The organism is Pseudomonas sp. MWU16-30322 (assembly GCF_020515535.1).
Taxonomy (GTDB): Bacteria; Pseudomonadota; Gammaproteobacteria; order Pseudomonadales; family Pseudomonadaceae; genus Aquipseudomonas; species Aquipseudomonas fluorescens_H.
In genome coordinates this window covers 478161-495317 of sequence record NZ_JAIWYL010000004.1, presented here as the reverse complement: position 1 = coordinate 495317, position 17157 = coordinate 478161, and the positions used below count along the sequence as shown (strand labels likewise).

Below are 17157 nucleotides of genomic sequence, written 5' to 3'. Positions count from 1 at the left end.
CATCTCCACACCACCACTGTCACCGAAGGATCTGCAATGCCCCCTGGAAAACGTGAACTGGCGCAAATCGAGCGGCGCTTGATTGCCACGCTCACTGACGCGTGTGAGACCGCAAAAGGCGAAATCAAAGGTTTCACCTGGCTCACCCACACCGCTGATTTGAACGCGCTGGCTCAAACCCTGAAAGTCATCTGGGTGTTCGAAACCGAGGCCGACAAAAATCTCGCCCTGACTGACGCCAAGGCACGCATCCATGAACTGACGGCCGCTGCTCTGCATGAGGCCAACATCAATGTGCCTGTTTCAGACCGCAACGTGCGTTTCGACTCCGAGGAGGCGTGTCAACGCACTCACGGTGGCAACTGGCGTCATCGTCTGGCCCGGTATTCCTAGCCCTTGCGCTGCTGCTGATACTGCGCAACCAGCTTGTCGAGGAACTCGAACAGTTTCAGGTTCATCTGCTCATAAGCATTGGTTCGTAGCATCGCCGGCTGCTGAACGAAACGCCGATCCACCGCCGCCGCCAACTCGTCGCCGGACGCGGCAATCAAGCGCTCCACGACCTCCGTCGTGAACTCCATATGGCACTGGAAGCCGTAGACCAGATCGCTGTACTCGACAATCTGACGCGGGCAGCCCTCACTGACGGCAAGGATCTTCGCCTGCGCCGTCAGCCCCGGCATATCGTTGTGCCAATGCCCCACTTCGAGCACATCGCCGAAGTGCGCAACCTTGGGGTTGCTCTTGCCCGCCTCCGTCAAGGTGATCGGAAAATTGCCGATCTCCTTTTCCGGACTATGGCCATGTGCAGCACCCAGCGCTTCGCCGAGCAATTGCGCACCCAGGCAAACGCCGACCACTGCCTTGTTCGCGTTGATCGCTCTGACGATCAGATCGCACTCGGCGGCCGCATCGAAATGCGGGCATTGCTCTTTGCTCGTCGCCGGCGATTGCGGACCGCCCAACACCACCAGCAGGTCGATGTTCTCGACGCTCGCAGGCAACGCGTCAAACGCATGGACCCGCGAATAGCTCGCTTCATGGCCACGTTCGCGAACCCAGGTTTCATAGGCGCCGGGCGATTCGAATGCTTCGTGAACCACGAAATGAACGTTCATTGGAGATCCTTGGTGAGGAGCAGGATGAGTGATGCGCGAAAGACTATATGACACTTAGTGTCATTGGCAAGTCCGTTGCTGGAGCTGAGCTGCCAACTCCACAATCACTTCTCTCAACCGGTCACGTTCGACTCGACAGGATGAACCTCAGTTGCACTGCGCCCCGCAAACCAGGCGAGCACAGACGCCACCACCAACACCGCAGCGCTCAGCTCGAAGGTGGCTTTAGAACCGCTCAGATCAAACGCCAGCCCACCGACGATGGCCCCTCCGGCGATTGCCAGTTGCACGATGGCCACGAGCAGCCCTCCGCCGGCTTCGGCATCCTCCGGAAGCGTCTGCGCCAGCCATGTCCACCAGCCAACGGGAGCCGCCGTGGCGACCAGCCCCCACAGTCCGAGCAGGACTGCGCTGAGCAATGGCGATGCGCCGAAGTTCACAAGGGCCAGTGCAATCACCGCCATAATCAGCGGAATAACCGTCAGCGTGCGGTACAGGCCGGTGCCGAGGAATCTTTCAATCACAAAGGTCCCGATGAAACCCGCAAGCCCCAGCCCCAGCAGCATCAACGACAGGGTTGCAACGCTGACCCCGGTGACGACCTCCAGAAAGGGCCGCAGGTAGGTGAACAGCATGAACTGCCCCATGAAAAATACGCTGACGGCGACCATCCCCAAGGCGACCGGCCATTGCTTCATCAACCGCAGGGCATTGCCGCTACCGGCCTGACGCTCGAGCTTGAAGGACGGCAGGCTGATCAGTAGCCACACAGCCGCCAGCGCAGCGACCGGAACCACACAGAAGAATGCGCCGCGCCAGCCTATCAACGCGCCGAGGAAACTCCCCGCCGGAGCGGCAATGACCGTCGCCAGCGCGTTACCGCCGTTGACGATGGCCAGTGCCCGAGACACTTGATCAGGCTGCACCAGACGCATTGCGGTCGCCGCCGACAACGACCAAAAACCGCCGATAGCGATACCGATCAAGGCCCGCCCGAACATGAACGAAGGGTAGCCCGGCGCGAACGCGACCACCGTACCCGAGACGATCATCAGCAAGGTCAGACCCAGCAACAGCTTCTTACGCTCGACGCGAGCAGCGACCGCTGCAATCACCAGGCTGGTCACCAGGGCGAATGCCCCGGACACGGAAATCCCCTGCCCGGCCTGGCCTTCGCTGATGTGCAGTTCTGCGGCAATGGGCGTCAGCAGGCTGACCGGCATGAATTCTGAAGCGACCAGCGCGAAGGCGGCCAACGACATGGCCAGCACGGCGCTCCAACCGCGTTGCTCTGTAGAAAGGGAAGTCATGGGAACTACCTGTATTGCGAGAGGCGTCCGGGCGATTGCCCGGACGCACTGTTTTTCACGGTGCCAGGATCGCGTTGTCGAATCGCGGCTCTCCTGTAATTGTTTGACACATTCTCCCGGTCGATTGACCTCTGCCCTAGTGCATTCCTCTTGAATGCTTGCCTGATCCTCTGAGGATGCAGGGTGATGTATAGGAAACGTCTGTTCAGCGGACTAGAGTTCGATCAACAGGAGTTGCCCGACATGATCACTACCCCGCTGCGCCACGAATCACCTTTGGCGTTGAACATTGACCCGCGCGTGAGCGTGCCGGGTGACTTCCCCACGGCCATACCCGGGCTGTCGCTGTTTCGTCGCGATCAGCCGGCGCCACCGGCCGTGTGCATGATCGAGCCGAGCCTGATTCTGGTGGGCCGTGGGGAAAAGCGCTTGTGGGTCGGGGGTGAAGGTTACAGCTATGACCCTTCGCGGTTTCTGGTCACCTCACTGGATCTGCCCGCCAACTCCGAAGTGCTGGTTGCCAGCCCCGAACAGCCCTGTGTCGGGCTGGTGCTGAAACTGGATGTGAGCATGCTCGCCGAGGTCATCACCAAGGTTGGCCTGCCGGCCAAGCGGCATTCATCCACGGGTGCAGGCGCTGGCATTGGCGACATGTCGTGCGCGCTGCAAGGCGCGCTCGAACGCCTGCTGGCATTACTCGATGAGTCTGAGGCAATCCCGCTGCTGGCGCCGCTGGTGCTGCGGGAAATCCACTATCGGCTGCTCCATACCGATCAAGGTGCGCGGCTGCGGCAGATCACTGCCGTCGATGGCCAGGGTTATCGCATCGCCAAAGCCATCGACTGGCTCAAGGTCAACTACAGCGCGGCGCTGCGCATCGATGAACTGGCGGCGCGGGTGCAGATGAGCGCACCGACCTTTCACCACCATTTCCGCCAGCTCACCGGCATGAGTCCGCTGCAGTACCAGAAGTGGCTGCGATTGAACGAGGCGCGCCGACTGATGTTGATGGAGCGTCTGGACGTTTCGCGAGCGGCGTTTGCAGTCGGGTATGAAAGTCCCTCGCAGTTCAGTCGCGAATACGCACGCCTCTACGGCACCGCACCGAGTCGTGACATGGCGCTGCTGCGGGGCGAGCCATACGCCGCAGAAGCGCTGGGCAACGCGAACAGTTGAGCAAAAGAACACGCTTTACCGGTGAGGCGCCACGCCGCGTGTCACCGCTTATAAAAATGCACGTCAACCGATGATCGAGCGGGTGAACCATGGAACTACGAATCAACCAGAAAACCTATCAGGTCGATGCCGACGCCGATACGCCCCTGCTGTGGGTGATCCGCGATGACCTGGGCATGACCGGCACCAAATACGGCTGTGGACTGGCGCAGTGCGGCGCCTGCTCCGTGCTGGTGGACGGCAATGTCGTGCGCTCGTGCGTCACGCCGGTGGCCGGTGTGGTTGGCCGTGAGGTCACCACCATTGAGGCGATCGAGGCCGATGAAGTGGGCAAACGAGTGGTCTCGACCTGGGTCGATCTGCAGGTCGCCCAGTGTGGCTACTGCCAGTCCGGGCAGGTGATGGCCGCCACGGCGCTGCTCAAGCAAAACCCCAAACCAAGTGACGCGCAGATCGAGGCGGCGATGGTCAACCTGTGCCGCTGCGGCACGTACAACGCCATTCATGCCGCCGTGCATGAGCTGGCCGGCAAGGGAGACGCCTGATGAACGTGCGTATCGATCCTGCTCAGGAAGCCTCGGCACTGACTCTGCACGAACCGATCAACGTGTCGCGCAGACGTTTCCTGGCCGGCACCGCCGTCGGCGCACTGGTGCTTGGCTTCGGTCTGCCGCTGGGTGCGACGCGCGTGCAAGCTGCCGTGGCGGCCGCGACTGCCGAGCGCGGCACGCAAGTCCCGGCGTTTCTGGAAATCCGTCCGGACAACCGCGTGCGCCTGCTCTGCCCGTTCATGGAAGGCGGACAAGGTACGTTCACCGCGATGGCGCAGATCGTCGGTGAAGAGCTGGATGCCGACCCGGCGACTTTCCTGGTGGAAGCCGCGCCGCCCGGCGAAGCCTATGTGGTGATGGAAAACGGCATGCGCATCACCGGCGGCAGCATGTCGGTGCGCATGAGTTACCCGGTGATGCGCCGCCTCGGCGCCCTCGCCCGCGCCATGCTGCTGCAGGCGGGCGCCCAGCAGTTGGGGGTGCCGGTGGGCGAACTGAGCACCGAACCCGGCAAAGTCGTGCACGCGAAGTCGGGCCGCTCGGTGGTCTACGGCGAACTGGCCGAGCACGCCATGGATCTGCCGGTTCCCGATCCGGCCTCGGTGCAGCTGCGTGATCCGAGCCAGTTCCGCTGGATCGGCAAACCGGTGAAGCGTGTCGATGCCTACGACAAGTCCACGGGCAAGGCACTCTACAGCATCGACCTGAAGGTCGACGACATGCTCCACGCCGCCGTTCAACATGCCCCGCGTCTGGGGATGACCGTGGGCAATCTGCGTAACGAAGAGCAGGTCAAGGCGATGAAAGGCGTGCATTCCGTGCATCGTCTGCCGGGTGCCGTGGCGGTGGTCGCCGAGCGCTGGTGGCACGCCAAACGTGCAGTGGAAGCGATTCAGGTCGACTGGCAGGAACCCACGGCCGACAGCAAGGTACGGCCGATGCCTGCAGACTTTTCCAGCGATGCCTGGCTCAAGCGCCTGGCTGAAGACAAAGGCCCGGCCAAGGATGATGAAAATGAAGGCGACGTGGCTGCAATTCTGGCAAGTGCCAAGACCCGGATCGACGCCACCTACCACAACCAGTACCTGAACCACGGCCAGTTGGAGCCGCCGTCGGCGCTGGCCCGATTCAATCCCGACGGTTCGCTGGAAGTCTGGCTGCCGAATCAGGCGCCGGACATGTTCCGTGCGGACATCGCCAAACGCACGGGGCTGGACCCGTCGCGGATTACCTTGCATTCGCCATTGCTCGGGGGCTTCTTCGGTCGGCATTTCCTCTACGACGCCGCCAGCCCCTACCCCCAGGCGATCGAGCTGTCCAAGGCAGTTGGCCGCCCGGTCAAACTGATCTGGAGTCGCGAGGAAGAGTTCCTGCGCGACGTGCTGCGTCCCGTAGCCGCCGTGAATTTCCGCGCCGCGCTGGATAACGACGGCTGGCCGCTGGCAATCGAAGCGATCAGCGCCACCGAAGGTCCGACCGAGGCGCTTGCCGGCAAGCAGGGTGAAAAGCTCGACCCGACGGCGCTTGAAGGCTTATCCGGCAAGTCCTACGCGATCCCCAACAAGCGCATCGCGCAGATCTACGCCAAAGGCCCGGCGATGCTCGGTTACTGGCGTTCGGTGGGCAATTCGCTCAACGACTTCTTCTATGAATCGTTCCTTGACGAACTGGCTGACAAGGGCGGCAAGGACCCGTTCGAACTGCGCCTGCATCTGCTGCGCGACAACCGTCGACTGACCACGCTGCTGCAAGCAGTGGGCGAGCTGTCGGGTGGCTGGAAGCGTGGGCCGTTTACCGCGGCGGACGGCAGCAAACGTGCGCGAGGCGTGGCGATGGCGTCGCCGTTCGGTACCCAGACCGCCGTGATCGCCGAGGTCTCCATCGAGAACGGTCAGGTCAAGGTGCACGACATCTGGCAGGCGATCGACCCCGGCAGCATCGTCAATCCGGCGATTGTCGAAGCGCAGGTCAATGGCGCGGTGGCGCTCGGATTGTCGCAGACGCTGGTGGAGGAAGCCGTGTGGATTGATGGCAAACCGCGCGCGCGCAACTACGACTTGTATCCGATCCTGCCGCCTGCGCGGATGGCTCGGGTCCACGTGCGTGTTGTCGAGAGCGGGGAAAAAATGGGCGGCATCGGCGAACCACCGCTGCCCGCCGTCGCACCCGCCGTCGCCAATGCGGTGGCAACGCTGACCGGGCAACGGGTGCGCAGCCTGCCCATGAGCCGACACACCTTCACTTGATCAGCGCCGGAGCGTCCATGAATAACCGCCGATTCGCAAGAACCGCTGGCTGGCTGGCAGTGCCGTGCCTGGTCGCGGCAGGCCTGCTGGCCTGGTATGTCACCCGCGAGCCTGTCTCGCGCCTTGAAAACACCCAAACCGCCGTGGCCGATATCGACACGGCGCTGGTAGCCCGTGGCGAATACGTCGCCCGACTCAGCGATTGCGTCGCGTGCCACAGCGTGCCGGGCGGTGCACCGTTCGCTGGCGGCCTGGAAATGGCCACACCTCTGGGCGCGATTCACGCGACCAACATCACCCCGGAGCCGGAAACCGGCATCGGTCGCTACAGCCTGGCGGACTTCGACCGTGCGGTGCGCCATGGCGTGGCACCCGACAGCCGTCGTCTGTACCCGGCGATGCCCTACCCGTCCTACGCCAAGCTCAGTGACGACGACGTGCGGGCGCTGTACGCGTTTTTCATGAAAGGCGTGGCACCGGTCAAGCAGGCGAATATCCCGAGTGCGATTCCTTTCCCGTTGAACCTGCGCTGGCCGATTGCCCTGTGGAACGGTGTGTTTGCCGATACCGGACCTTACGTGGCCAAACCGTCGCAGGATGAAGTGTGGAACCGCGGCGCCTATCTCGTTCAAGGCGCAGGACACTGTGGCAGTTGCCATACGCCACGCGGTCTGGCGTTCAACGAGAAGGCCCTGGATGAATCCGCCACGCCGTACCTCGCCGGCGCCTTGCTCGATGGCTGGTACGCGCCGAGCCTGCGGGATGACCACAACACCGGCCTGGGCCGCTGGAGCGAACCGGAGATCGTGCAGTTCCTCAAGACCGGGCGCAACAAACACGCGGTGGTTTACGGCTCGATGACCGAGGCGTTCAACAACTCCACGCAGTTCATGAGCGATGACGATCTGACCGCGATTGCCCGTTATCTCAAGTCGTTGCCGGGGGACCCACAGCGCGACGGCCAACCCTGGCAGTACCAAGCGGTTTCGGCGACGGAACGTCTGGACGCGCCCGGTGCTCATACCTACGTCACGCGCTGTGCTTCGTGCCACGGCCTCGACGGCAAGGGCCAGTCGCAATGGATGCCACCGCTGGCCGGCGCCACCTCGGCACTGGCCAAGGAAAGTGCCTCGGCGATCAACATCACCCTCAACGGTTCGCAGCGGGTGGTGGCCGCCGGAGTGCCGGACGCCTATCGCATGCCGGCCTTCCGTGAACAGTTGTCGGATCAAGAGATCGCTGAAGTGCTGACCTTCATGCGCAGCACCTGGGGCAATAAGGGCGATGCCGTTGAAGCGCAGGCAGTCAACAAGCTGCGTGAACACACCGATCCGGCCAGCAGCAGCCCGATCATCCTGCAAATGCGTTAGAGGAGCTTTGATGGAAAGCATCGACTTGCTGGTCCTGCGCACCGCGCGGGACTGGCTCGCCGCCGGCGAGCGAGTGTTGCTCGCCACGGTGGCGCGCACCTGGGGCTCTTCGCCGCGCCCGACAGGGTCGATGATGGCCTTGCGTAACGACGGTCGCGCGGTCGGCAGCGTGTCCGGCGGCTGCATCGAGGACGACCTGATCGATCGCTACACCACCGTGCATGGCGGCAGCGGCTTCAAGGACGCCGCGCCCGAGGTGGTGCGCTACGGCGTCAGCGCCGACGAGGCGCATCGTTTCGGTTTGCCCTGTGGCGGCACGCTTGAGCTGACTCTCGAGTTCAACCCGTCCTGGCAGGTGCTCGACGAACTGCTGGTGCAACTGGATGCCGGGCAACTGGTGCGCCGCTGCCTGGCACTGGATAACGGTCAGGTCACACTGCAACCCACGGCCACCCCGGAGCAATTCAGTTTCGACGGCCAACAGATGCTCAATACCCTCGGGCCGGGGTATCGGCTGCTGATGATCGGTGCCGGCGCGCTGGCCGAGTATCTGGCGACCATGGCCCTGTTCAACGGCTTCAAGGTCGCGGTGTGCGACCCACGTGCGGAATACATCGAAACCTGGGCGGTGAACGGCGTGGAGCGGATCATCGGCATGCCCGATGACGTGGTGCGCGACTTCGCGGTCGATCTGCGCACCTGCATCGTCGCCTTGAGTCATGATCCGCGACTCGACGACCTGGCACTGCTCGAAGCCCTGCACAGCCCGGCGTTTTACATCGGCGCCATCGGTTCGCGGCGCAATAGTCAGCTGCGCCGCGAACGTCTGATCGAGCATTTTGGTGAAACCCAAGCGTCACTCGAGCGCCTGCACGGGCCAATCGGCATCTACATTGGCAGCAAGACACCGGCGGAGATCGCCGTCAGCGTGATGGCCGAGATCCTTGCCGCGAAGAACGGCGCCAGCCTGCCGAAAGAGTTTTCAATCGCCAGCTCCAAGGCGCAGGAAGCCTGACTGGCTGGAACAATAACGATCAACAGCGCCGTTCGCGGCTTGCGCGTAATCAAGGAGCACCGCACAACATGGAACAAATCACTTACCGCACCGCGACGGGCGCAGACGCGTTGAGCATGTGTGAGCTGGGGCAATTGCTCAACGACGTGCATCACACTGCCCGCCCCGACATCTATGCCCCACCCACTGCGGAATTTTCCCGTGACCTGCCCCACTGGTCAGGCCTTTTCGAAAAACCCGGTCACGTTGTGTTCATCGCCCATGTGGGCGATCAACCTGCGGCGTTTATCACGGCCAGCCTTTCGGCCAGTTCAGGGCCGTTGATGCAACCGCAGAATGTCGTTCGCATCGGCTCGGTGTGTGTCGCCGAACAGTTTTCGGGACAAGGCATCGGCCGTGGGCTGATGAATCTGGTGAAAAACTGGGCGATCGAACAGGATGCCCAGGATCTGCGTTTGACCGTATGGCCGTTCAATAACCGTGCCGCGCGGATGTATGCGGAGTTCGGCTTTGAGACTCGGGCTGTCGAAATGGGCATGCGTTTGTAGTGAGTTGCCCTCGTCCAGACTTTTTCCGGCACTGCGCGCAGCGATCAGGAAATCACAGCTTTCGCCGATGGGTTGGCGGACATGTTCAGTGCCTACGTGATGACGCTGAATCAACCTTCAACGTGAGACGGCTGCTCGGGTGAACTGCTGTTCCGTCACCACGCTGCCCCACTGACTGCCCGGCTCTTCCATGGTCAATTCGAACCCGGCCGCTTCGTACAGTCGGCGCGCGGCGTCGAGGCCCTTGAAGGTCCAGAGCTGAATCGCGTCAAAACCCCGCTGATCGCAAAACTCCACCGCCGCGCTCAGCAGTTGCCGGCCGACGCCACTGCCGCGGCAGCCGTCATCGAGGATGAACCAGCGCAAATGCGCCTGATTGCTGCCCAGATCCTGGCCGTCGATTGCGATCGAGCCAACGATGCGCTCATCAAGCGTCGCCACCCAGATCTGGTTGCAGGGCTGATCGAGGCGCCCGACAAACTCCGCCACTCCACTGGCGACGCGGCTTTCAAAGATCGCGCCGAAACCGGAATGTCGCGAATAATAATCCGCATGCATTTGCGCCACGCGGCCGATCAGGCCGGGGCGATAGCCGGCGCTGATGTGCAGATTCGGCGCGAGCGGCCGGTCAGCACCCAGGCGGATGGTCTTGAGCGCATGCGCGTAGGTTGAAAGGCCCTGCGCCACACTCTGTTGTTGCGACGGATTGAGCGTGTTCAGTGCCTTGCTGACCTGGGCCTGGCCGTAGGCATGAATGTCGGCAACGGTCTGCCGGCCCTGCGGCGTCAGGTGCAGATGCTTGACCCGGGCGTCCTCGGCGGCGCGCTCTTCGATCTCCCCGGCCTTGATCAGTTTGCCGACCATGCGGCTGACACTGGACTTTTCAAGGCCAAGGCTTTGCGCCAGTTGCGCAGCGCTGACGCCGTCCCCGGCTTCGATTTCCAGCAATGCGTGCACGCCGGAGGCGGAATAGTCGGTCGCCGCCAGTGTGGCGCGCATGAAGCCCAACTCCCGCACCATCGTGCGTGACGCCGTGCGGATATCTTCGATCAAGGCTGGAGGAATAGTCATGACAAGCCACCACTGAGAACATAGTTGTACGATACAACCATATTCCGCAATCTCTGTGCAATGCGCCGACTACGCTGGGTAACGGCGAACAGTATCCGGTCGACAAACCTCCCGGCAGGTTCCACCATGGCCCCTTTCCCTGAAATGACAGCGAGGCGTCGTAATGAGCCAATCCACCATCCGCGCGTTGATCCTTGATGACTACGCTGAAAACAGCTTTCGCGAGGCGCAGATCGAACGCCCGGTGCCGCAGGACAACCAGGTTTTGGTGCGCATCATCGCCAGTGGTGTGAACCCCATCGACTACAAGATCCGCACCGGCAACGCGCCCTACGCCATGCCGGAACTGCCGGCGATTCTCGGTACTGACATGGCCGGCGTGATCGAAGCGGTGGGCGCCAACGTTACCCATCTGGCAGTGGGCGATGAGGTGTTTGGCATGGTCGGTGGCGTGCGCGGTTTGCCGGGGTCGCTGGCCGAGTACCTGGCCGTGGATGCGGATCTGGTGGCACGCAAGCCGAAAAATCTCGGCTTCCGTGAAGCTGCTGCGGTGCCGCTGGTGTTCCTGACCGCGTGGGAAGGTCTGGTCGACCGCGCACACGTCAAGGCCGGTCAGAAGGTGCTGGTGCATGGCGGCGCGGGCGGTGTCGGCCACATGGCGGTGCAAATTGCCGCCGCGTTGGGCGCTGAAGTGTTCGCCACGGTCTCGCCGGGCAAACGTTCGATTGTCGAAGGCTACGGCGCCACGGCCATCGACTACCAGAGCGTGCCAGTCGAGCAGTACGTGAATCAGTTCACCGACGGCCAGGGTTTTGACGTGATCTACGATACCGTCGGCGGCAAGAGTCTGGATGATTCGTTCGCGGCAATCCGCCTCTACGGTCACGTCACCAGTTGCGCAGCGTTCGGCACCCACAATCTGGCCACCGGCTCGCTGCGCAGTGCCACGCTGTCGGGGATTTTCGTGTTGCTGCCGATGCTCACCGGCGTCGGGCGCAAGCACCACGCAGAAATCCTCGGCTACGCCACGCGGTTGATCGAAGAAGGAAAGGTCAAGCCGTTGATGCATGCCGAACGCTTCAGCCTCAGCCAGGCTCGACAGGCACATGACGCGGTGCAACAGGGCACGGCGCTTGGCAAGGTGGTGATCGACGTCGCCTGAGCCGCATAAACTCCAGCAAAAAAAAGCCCCGCAACCGAATGAGGTGCGGGGCAAAGTATTGGTTGGTTGCGGCCAACCAAAGGAGCTCGGTTAAAACGGTTTGCGCAGCCGGGTCAGATGCAATCCTGGGCGGCGCGTTCAAAGCTGGATGGCAGGAAATTCGAGGCCAGCAAGTGGCGCTCGTAGATGAACACCTTTCCGCCACTGCCGGCCTTGTAGGCTTCCAGCACGTTGTCTGCCGACACCTTGCTCGGCACCACAATCCGGTAGCTGCGCTGGGTTTGCGAGACGGTCGGGTTCAGCGCACTGCCCTGCAGCTTCGGCACCACGCAATCGGCGTATTGCGCCGGGGTCTTGTTGGTGTGCAAAGTGAGCGTCGGGTCGTTCGGTGCGGAGGCGCAACCGCCGAGCAGCAAGGAGGCAACGGCCAGGGTCGGGGCAAACAAAGCACGCATCGGGGTAATCCTGAAAATAAAGGTCCGGTTCAACCGGCAGCGGTTCAGCGTCACGGCGCCGCCGCTGCCCTTTTGGTTTTGAGTGTTCAGCTGGAAGCCACCAGCGCCTTGAGCGAGGCGTCGAACTGCTTCAAGGCATTGAGTTGCAGGTCACGTTGTTTCTCGATCTGCGCGGCAATCTCTTGCGCCGCTTTGTCGTGGACCCAGACCGACGGGATCTGTTTCTCCACCGAGCCCTCGGCCTTGCCGATGTACTGCAGGTCGGCATCGTAGAAACGCGCGATGAAGTGCGCTTCGAACAGGCTGTTCTGCTGGGTCAGCAAGCGGTTGAAGGTGTCGAGTTTCACCACGATGTCCGGATGCGCCAGAATCAATGCATCGAGGTTGTCGTAAACGGTCACCGACATGAACTGACGCTGCAGCGAGCTGAGCAACCAGTCGATGGCCAGCTCCGGATCGGAGCTGCGGACAAAGGCTGCACGAATCCGCGAGTCCAGCGCATCCTTGGCACCGTGCAGCGCCATGTCGTGGTAACGCGTCAGGTACTGCAGGTTTTCCCGGGTGTTTTCGCTGTACAGCACACCCACGGTCTGTGAATGCTGCAAGGTCGCGCTGCTGCCGGCGATCGGTTGAAGATGACACTCACAGGCGTCGTCTGCGTAAGACGGTGCCGTGGCTACCACGCCGCTCATCAGCAGAGCGATCAGCGCCAGTCGGGTCAGTGTCTTCATCGCGCAATTTCCTTGAGCTGCGTGTTCAATGAAAGCGATTTTCCGCCTATTGAATGCAAAGCTGAACTTGCGTTTCGTGATGGTCACTATTACTTCTAGCGATAGTTACCGACGATAAAGTTTGATGCACGCTCATCCCTAATGACTAAAACAACAGTGAGGAAGCCGATTTGAGAACCTTTGACCTGATCCGCGACGCGGTTTTGCCCGACTTTCGCGAGCGGGTGGCCGAATACCTGGTGCAGTACGAAAGCGTGTTGCTGGACAAGAACATCACCAATGCGCAGCTCAAGCGCGATACTGCCAACCAGTTGCGCGGTTATCTGCGCGGGCTGAACACCACGCGCGTGCTGGGTATGGCGTACTGGGAAGAACTGGATCGGCGGATCGTCGACACCTGGCTCGCGCCACAGCGATGACCGACTAGACTTGCCGGGCTGCCAATGTCCCGTCAGTCGAACCGGAGGTGTCCCCCATGAGCAACAGCGAACCTGCAACTTTCAACGGCTGGGCCGCCACCGCCGCCCGTGCCCCGCTGGAACGCTACAGCTACGATCCCGGCCCCTTGGGCGAAGAGGACGTGGAAGTCGCGGTGGAATATTGCGGCGTCTGTCACTCCGATCAGTCGCTGATCGACAACGACTGGGGCATCAGCCGCTACCCGTTCGTGCCGGGTCACGAGGTGGTCGGCAAAATCGTGCGCATGGGCCCGCAAGTGCGCGGCCTCGAACTCGGCCAGCGCGTCGGCATCGGCTGGTACAAGGGCAGCTGCATGCATTGTTCGTCGTGCATCAGCGGCTCGCAGCAACTGTGCGGCACCGCCCAACCGACCATTATCGGCAGCAACGGCGGCTTTGCCGATCGCTTGCGTTCGCACTGGGCGTGGGCGATTCCGGTGCCGGCCAATCTTGATCCGGCGATGGTCGGCCCGTTGTTCTGCGCCGGTTCCACCGTGTTCAACCCGTTGCTGCAGTTCGGCGTCAAACCCACCGACCGGGTCGGCGTGGTCGGCATTGGCGGCCTCGGTCACCTGGCACTGCGGTTTCTCAACGCGTGGGGCTGCGAAGTCACTGCGTTTACCTCGTCCTTGAACAAACAGGATGAAGCCAGGCGTCTGGGCGCGCATAACGTGGTCGCCTCGACTGACAGCCAGGCGCTGAAAGCGATTGCCGGCAGCCTGGACTTCCTGCTGATCAGCGCCAACGCCGACCTCGACTGGACTGCGATGCTCGCCACCCTGCGCGGCAATGGGCGGCTGCATTTCGTCGGGATCGTGCCCAACGCGATTCCGGTGCATGTGTTCGATCTGATCCCCCAGCAGAAATCCCTGTCCGCTTCCCCGGTCGGCTCGCCCGGCACCATGGCGACCATGCTTGAATTCTGCGCCCGGCATCAGATTCTGCCGCAGGTCGAGATGTTTCCCATGAGCAAGGTCAACGAGGCCGTCGATCATCTGCGCAGTGGCAAGGCGCGCTATCGCGTGGTGCTGGACGCGAGTCAGTGACGATCCTGTGCGGCGCCTGCGAGGGCAGCCGCCGCACCTCCTGCCAAAACAGCCCCGAACGCTTACAATCGCCCGTCTAACCGCCCCCTCAGACAGGCGCTTCAAGAAATGCTGCTCGATCCACCAACGATGCTGACCATCTCGATCGCTCTCGCCGCCGCTGCCGCGCTGTATCTGGCGGTCGAGTGGCGCAGCATTCGTGAGCCTTCGCTGCTGTTCTGGAGCGCCGGTTTCGCCACGATTACCGTCGGTTCCACCCTGGCACTGCTACGCAGCAACGGCTTTCTGCTGGTCGGCATCTGGTTTGCCAACGGCTTGCTGGTGACCGCGCATTTCCTGTTTCTACTCGGCGTGGCGCGCTTTACCCAGATTCGCCTGTCCCGCGCCTGGTACCTGATCTTCGTCTGCTGGCTGGTGATGCTGTTGCTACCGGACGGGCCGCTGTGGTCGAAAGTCATGCTGGCGGCCAACTCGCTGCTGGTGGCCGCCTCGACGCTCAAGGCCAGTCTGCTGCTGCGCCCGCATGGCAAATCGCTGAGCGTCGGCGCGGTGCAATTGCGCTACGTGCTACTGGGCCATGGGCTGTTCTATGTGGCCAAGGCCCTGACCGTGATGATCCCGGGGACGCTGATCGACCTCGCCGCGTTCCGTGGCGTCATCATCCAGATCTCGCTGGTCGAAGGCGCGATGGCGATCATGCTGATCGCGCTGTCGATGACCGGCACCGAACGTTACCGGCGCGAAGAGCAGATCGCCCGATTGGCCGCTCGCGACCCGCTGACCGCCCTGTACAACCGGCGCGCGCTCGACGTGCGCGCGCCGCGCCTGCTGCAGGACGTCTCCCCGGCGCATCCCGGCGCCCTGCTGCTGATCGACATCGACAACTTCAAACTGGTCAACGACCAGTACGGTCACAGCGCCGGCGACCGTTTGCTCGTCGCCTTGAGCGAAATGATTCGCACCGAGACCACCGATGAGACATTGGCCGCGCGCTTGGGCGGTGACGAGTTCGTGATTTTGCTGAGCAACGCGCCCAGTGATCACATCGTCAGACTGGGCGACGCCCTGCGCGATCAGTTCCAGCGCAACGCCGCCCAGACCTTCCCCACCGCCGAACCGGTGACGCTGAGCATCGGCGCCACCCTGTTCAACCAGCCGCCGGCCAGCCTCGCGGCACTGATCGAGCAAGGCGACGCCGCGCTCTACGAATCCAAGCGCGGCGGCCGCAATCGCCTGCGCCTGACCGGGCTCACCACTTCAGGATGACCAGACCCATGACCCGTTCCGAGACGCCCCTGCAAGACCTCGCCGCCCCCGAAGGCGTCTGCTACGGCTGCGGCGGCCGCAACCCCCACGGGCTGCACGTCAAAAGCTATTGGCACGAGGACGGTGTGCACGTCATGGCCGAACATCTGCCGGACGACAAATACTGTGGCTGGCCGGACCTGGTGTACGGCGGCCTGCTGGCGATGCTGATCGACTGCCATTCCAACTGGACCGCCATGGCCTGGCACTACCGCCACGAACAACGTGAACCAGGCAGCCTGCCGCGCATCGACTGCGTGACCGGCAACCTCGGCATCAAATTCATCAAACCCACGCCGATGGGCGTCACCCTGACCTTGCGCGCCAGGGTCGAGGGCGAGGTCGGGCGCAAGACGCGGGTGATTTGCGAGGTGTACGCCGGGGAGGTGCTGACGGCGGTGGGCGATTCGGTGTTCGTGCGGGTCGATACCGGGCAACTGGCGGACGCAGCGCACGGCCGCTGACTCCACACGCTCCCCTGTAGGAGCTGTCGAGTGCAACGAGGCTGCGATCTCTTGATTCTGACCTTGATGGAGGACGCCAAAAATCAACCTCAAAAGATCGCAGCCTTCGGCAGCTCCTACAGGAATGACATTTGAGCAAACCCGGCTAGGCGCGCCTACGCCAAAATCGACGAGGCTATAGCCGACCGCACTTCCAGGAGTTTCCACCCAGTGTCCGACCTGCCGACCCAGCGCGCCTACACCCGGCGCTTCAACGCCGTACTCGCCTACATCGACGCGCATCTCGAAGGCGACCTCTCGGTGAGTACGTTGAGTCAGTTGGCGAACTTTTCGGTGTTTCACTTCCATCGGCAATTCAGCGCCTTCGTTGGCGTGCCGGTGTCGCGCTATGTGCAGCTGATGCGCTTGCGCCGGGCTGCGCATCGGCTGGCCGCGCAGCCGGAGCATTCGATACTGGATGTCGCGTCTGGCGCCGGTTTCGAAAGCCCGGAAGCGTTCAGCAGGGCGTTCCGGCGCGATTTCGGCCTGTCGCCGAGTGCCTTCAGGAAGCAACCGAACTGGCAGATCTGGAATGCGGTGTTTGCCATCCCTCATTTCTCCAGGAGCGTCATCATGCAAACACGAATCGTCGATTTCCCCACCGTGCGCGTCGCAGCGCTTGAGCACTGCGGCGCACCGGGGGAGGTTCAGCAAAGCGTGCAGAAATTCATCGCCTGGCGCATGCACAGCGGGCAGTCGCCCGTGGCGTCGAGTCGTACCTTCGGCATTCCCTACAACAACCCCGACACCACTGCGGCGCAGGATTTTCGCTTCGCCATCTGTGGCGAGATCGAAGAGCCGGTAGCACCCAATACGTTCGGCGTGGGGGAACTCGTCATTCCCGGTGGACGTTGCGTGGTGGTGCGGCACGTCGGTTCGCCGGATCATATCGGCGAAACCATCTATCCGGTCTACCGTGACTGGTTGCCGGCCAGCGGTGAGGAATTGCGCGATCATCCGCTGTTTTTCCATTACCTGAGCGTGTATCCCGAGACCCCGCAGGAGCAATGGCAGACGGACATCTATGTGCCTTTGCAATCGTAAGATTCACTTACATGTTTTTCCGCTTGTGGTGCGTAATGACAACCCTTT

At 62.4% G+C, this 17157-nt stretch carries 18 protein-coding genes; 13 read left to right on the top strand and 5 right to left on the bottom strand.

What is annotated here, in order from left to right:
* Nucleotides 1-36: 36 nt before the first annotated feature.
* Entirely contained in the window at nt 37-393 is a 357-nt protein-coding gene (locus LCH64_RS10965; protein ID WP_003225830.1) for a hypothetical protein, read from the top strand.
* Here the strand turns inward: LCH64_RS10965 and LCH64_RS10960 are convergent.
* Both LCH64_RS10960 and LCH64_RS10955 read right to left on the bottom strand, forming a co-directional pair.
* Entirely contained in the window at nt 390-1118 is a 729-nt protein-coding gene (locus tag LCH64_RS10960; RefSeq protein WP_226500251.1) for a type 1 glutamine amidotransferase, read from the bottom strand. The two genes, LCH64_RS10965 and LCH64_RS10960, sit on opposite strands and share 4 nt — an antisense overlap.
* A gap of 113 nt (nt 1119-1231) precedes the next feature.
* Complete coding sequence (locus tag LCH64_RS10955; protein WP_226500250.1) at nt 1232-2428, bottom strand: MFS transporter; 1197 nt, start codon at nt 2426-2428, stop codon at nt 1232-1234.
* Nucleotides 2429-2671: 243 nt separating this feature from the next.
* Between LCH64_RS10955 and LCH64_RS10950 the strand changes: the two genes are divergently transcribed.
* The 6 genes from LCH64_RS10950 (at nt 2672) to LCH64_RS10925 (ending at nt 9334) form a co-directional block, all read left to right on the top strand.
* Nucleotides 2672-3604, top strand: a complete 933-nt coding sequence (locus LCH64_RS10950) for an AraC family transcriptional regulator (RefSeq protein ID WP_226500249.1) — start codon at nt 2672-2674, stop codon at nt 3602-3604.
* A gap of 89 nt (nt 3605-3693) precedes the next feature.
* On the top strand, nt 3694-4149 hold the full coding sequence (locus tag LCH64_RS10945; RefSeq protein WP_011333895.1) for a (2Fe-2S)-binding protein: 456 nt from the start codon (nt 3694-3696) through the stop codon (nt 4147-4149).
* Nucleotides 4149-6401 (top strand): molybdopterin cofactor-binding domain-containing protein, encoded by a 2253-nt coding sequence (locus LCH64_RS10940; protein WP_226500248.1) that lies wholly within the window; start codon nt 4149-4151, stop codon nt 6399-6401. The genes LCH64_RS10945 and LCH64_RS10940 overlap by 1 nt, the downstream gene beginning before the upstream one ends.
* A 17-nt stretch (nt 6402-6418) precedes the next feature.
* Complete coding sequence (locus LCH64_RS10935; protein ID WP_226500247.1) at nt 6419-7771, top strand: cytochrome c; 1353 nt, start codon at nt 6419-6421, stop codon at nt 7769-7771.
* A 10-nt stretch (nt 7772-7781) separates the two neighbouring features.
* Entirely contained in the window at nt 7782-8786 is a 1005-nt protein-coding gene (locus tag LCH64_RS10930) for an XdhC family protein (protein WP_226500246.1), read from the top strand.
* A gap of 68 nt (nt 8787-8854) precedes the next feature.
* Nucleotides 8855-9334 (top strand): GNAT family N-acetyltransferase, encoded by a 480-nt coding sequence (locus tag LCH64_RS10925; protein WP_226500245.1) that lies wholly within the window; start codon nt 8855-8857, stop codon nt 9332-9334.
* 117 nt (nt 9335-9451) lie between these two features.
* Here the strand turns inward: LCH64_RS10925 and LCH64_RS10920 are convergent, their stop codons facing one another.
* A complete protein-coding gene (locus tag LCH64_RS10920) occupies nt 9452-10405 on the bottom strand; it encodes a helix-turn-helix domain-containing GNAT family N-acetyltransferase (RefSeq protein WP_226500244.1) in 954 nt (317 codons plus the stop codon).
* Between the two features lie 163 nt (nt 10406-10568).
* On the opposite strand from LCH64_RS10920, the gene LCH64_RS10915 reads away from it, so the two are divergent.
* Entirely contained in the window at nt 10569-11567 is a 999-nt protein-coding gene (locus LCH64_RS10915) for a zinc-dependent alcohol dehydrogenase family protein (RefSeq protein WP_226500243.1), read from the top strand.
* 113 nt (nt 11568-11680) lie between these two features.
* Here the strand turns inward: LCH64_RS10915 and LCH64_RS10910 are convergent, their stop codons facing one another.
* Nucleotides 11681-12022, bottom strand: coding sequence for a hypothetical protein (locus LCH64_RS10910; RefSeq protein ID WP_103484147.1), 342 nt, complete (start codon nt 12020-12022; stop codon nt 11681-11683).
* Between the two features lie 86 nt (nt 12023-12108).
* A complete protein-coding gene (locus LCH64_RS10905; RefSeq protein WP_003225851.1) occupies nt 12109-12753 on the bottom strand; it encodes a hypothetical protein in 645 nt (214 codons plus the stop codon).
* Between the two features lie 170 nt (nt 12754-12923).
* Here LCH64_RS10905 and LCH64_RS10900 point away from each other — a divergent pair, with 170 nt between their 5' ends.
* The 5 genes from LCH64_RS10900 (at nt 12924) to LCH64_RS10880 (ending at nt 17109) form a co-directional block, all read left to right on the top strand.
* Entirely contained in the window at nt 12924-13172 is a 249-nt protein-coding gene (locus tag LCH64_RS10900) for a hypothetical protein (protein ID WP_103521989.1), read from the top strand.
* Between the two features lie 56 nt (nt 13173-13228).
* Complete coding sequence (locus tag LCH64_RS10895) at nt 13229-14257, top strand: NAD(P)-dependent alcohol dehydrogenase (RefSeq protein ID WP_103521990.1); 1029 nt, start codon at nt 13229-13231, stop codon at nt 14255-14257.
* A gap of 108 nt (nt 14258-14365) precedes the next feature.
* Complete coding sequence (locus tag LCH64_RS10890) at nt 14366-15523, top strand: GGDEF domain-containing protein (RefSeq protein ID WP_226500242.1); 1158 nt, start codon at nt 14366-14368, stop codon at nt 15521-15523.
* 8 nt (nt 15524-15531) lie between these two features.
* Nucleotides 15532-16026 (top strand): hotdog domain-containing protein, encoded by a 495-nt coding sequence (locus LCH64_RS10885; RefSeq protein WP_003225858.1) that lies wholly within the window; start codon nt 15532-15534, stop codon nt 16024-16026.
* Nucleotides 16027-16236: 210 nt separating this feature from the next.
* The gene (locus LCH64_RS10880) at nt 16237-17109 is read left to right on the top strand and encodes an AraC family transcriptional regulator (RefSeq protein ID WP_226500241.1); all 873 of its coding nucleotides are present in this window, start codon (nt 16237-16239) and stop codon (nt 17107-17109) included.
* Nucleotides 17110-17157 lie beyond the last annotated feature (48 nt).

Excerpts from the sequence above, each read along its gene's own strand:
- LCH64_RS10965 (WP_003225830.1), top strand. The coding sequence starts at position 37 with ATGCCCCCTGGAAAACGTGAACTGGCGCAAATCGAGCGGCGCTTGATT.
- LCH64_RS10960 (WP_226500251.1), bottom strand. The coding sequence starts at position 1,118 with ATGAACGTTCATTTCGTGGTTCACGAAGCATTCGAATCGCCCGGCGCC.
- LCH64_RS10955 (WP_226500250.1), bottom strand. The coding sequence starts at position 2,428 with ATGACTTCCCTTTCTACAGAGCAACGCGGTTGGAGCGCCGTGCTGGCC.
- LCH64_RS10950 (WP_226500249.1), top strand. The coding sequence starts at position 2,672 with ATGATCACTACCCCGCTGCGCCACGAATCACCTTTGGCGTTGAACATT.
- LCH64_RS10945 (WP_011333895.1), top strand. The coding sequence starts at position 3,694 with ATGGAACTACGAATCAACCAGAAAACCTATCAGGTCGATGCCGACGCC.
- LCH64_RS10940 (WP_226500248.1), top strand. The coding sequence starts at position 4,149 with ATGAACGTGCGTATCGATCCTGCTCAGGAAGCCTCGGCACTGACTCTG.
- LCH64_RS10935 (WP_226500247.1), top strand. The coding sequence starts at position 6,419 with ATGAATAACCGCCGATTCGCAAGAACCGCTGGCTGGCTGGCAGTGCCG.
- LCH64_RS10930 (WP_226500246.1), top strand. The coding sequence starts at position 7,782 with ATGGAAAGCATCGACTTGCTGGTCCTGCGCACCGCGCGGGACTGGCTC.
- LCH64_RS10925 (WP_226500245.1), top strand. The coding sequence starts at position 8,855 with ATGGAACAAATCACTTACCGCACCGCGACGGGCGCAGACGCGTTGAGC.
- LCH64_RS10920 (WP_226500244.1), bottom strand. The coding sequence starts at position 10,405 with ATGACTATTCCTCCAGCCTTGATCGAAGATATCCGCACGGCGTCACGC.
- LCH64_RS10915 (WP_226500243.1), top strand. The coding sequence starts at position 10,569 with ATGAGCCAATCCACCATCCGCGCGTTGATCCTTGATGACTACGCTGAA.
- LCH64_RS10910 (WP_103484147.1), bottom strand. The coding sequence starts at position 12,022 with ATGCGTGCTTTGTTTGCCCCGACCCTGGCCGTTGCCTCCTTGCTGCTC.
- LCH64_RS10905 (WP_003225851.1), bottom strand. The coding sequence starts at position 12,753 with ATGAAGACACTGACCCGACTGGCGCTGATCGCTCTGCTGATGAGCGGC.
- LCH64_RS10895 (WP_103521990.1), top strand. The coding sequence starts at position 13,229 with ATGAGCAACAGCGAACCTGCAACTTTCAACGGCTGGGCCGCCACCGCC.
- LCH64_RS10890 (WP_226500242.1), top strand. The coding sequence starts at position 14,366 with ATGCTGCTCGATCCACCAACGATGCTGACCATCTCGATCGCTCTCGCC.
- LCH64_RS10885 (WP_003225858.1), top strand. The coding sequence starts at position 15,532 with ATGACCCGTTCCGAGACGCCCCTGCAAGACCTCGCCGCCCCCGAAGGC.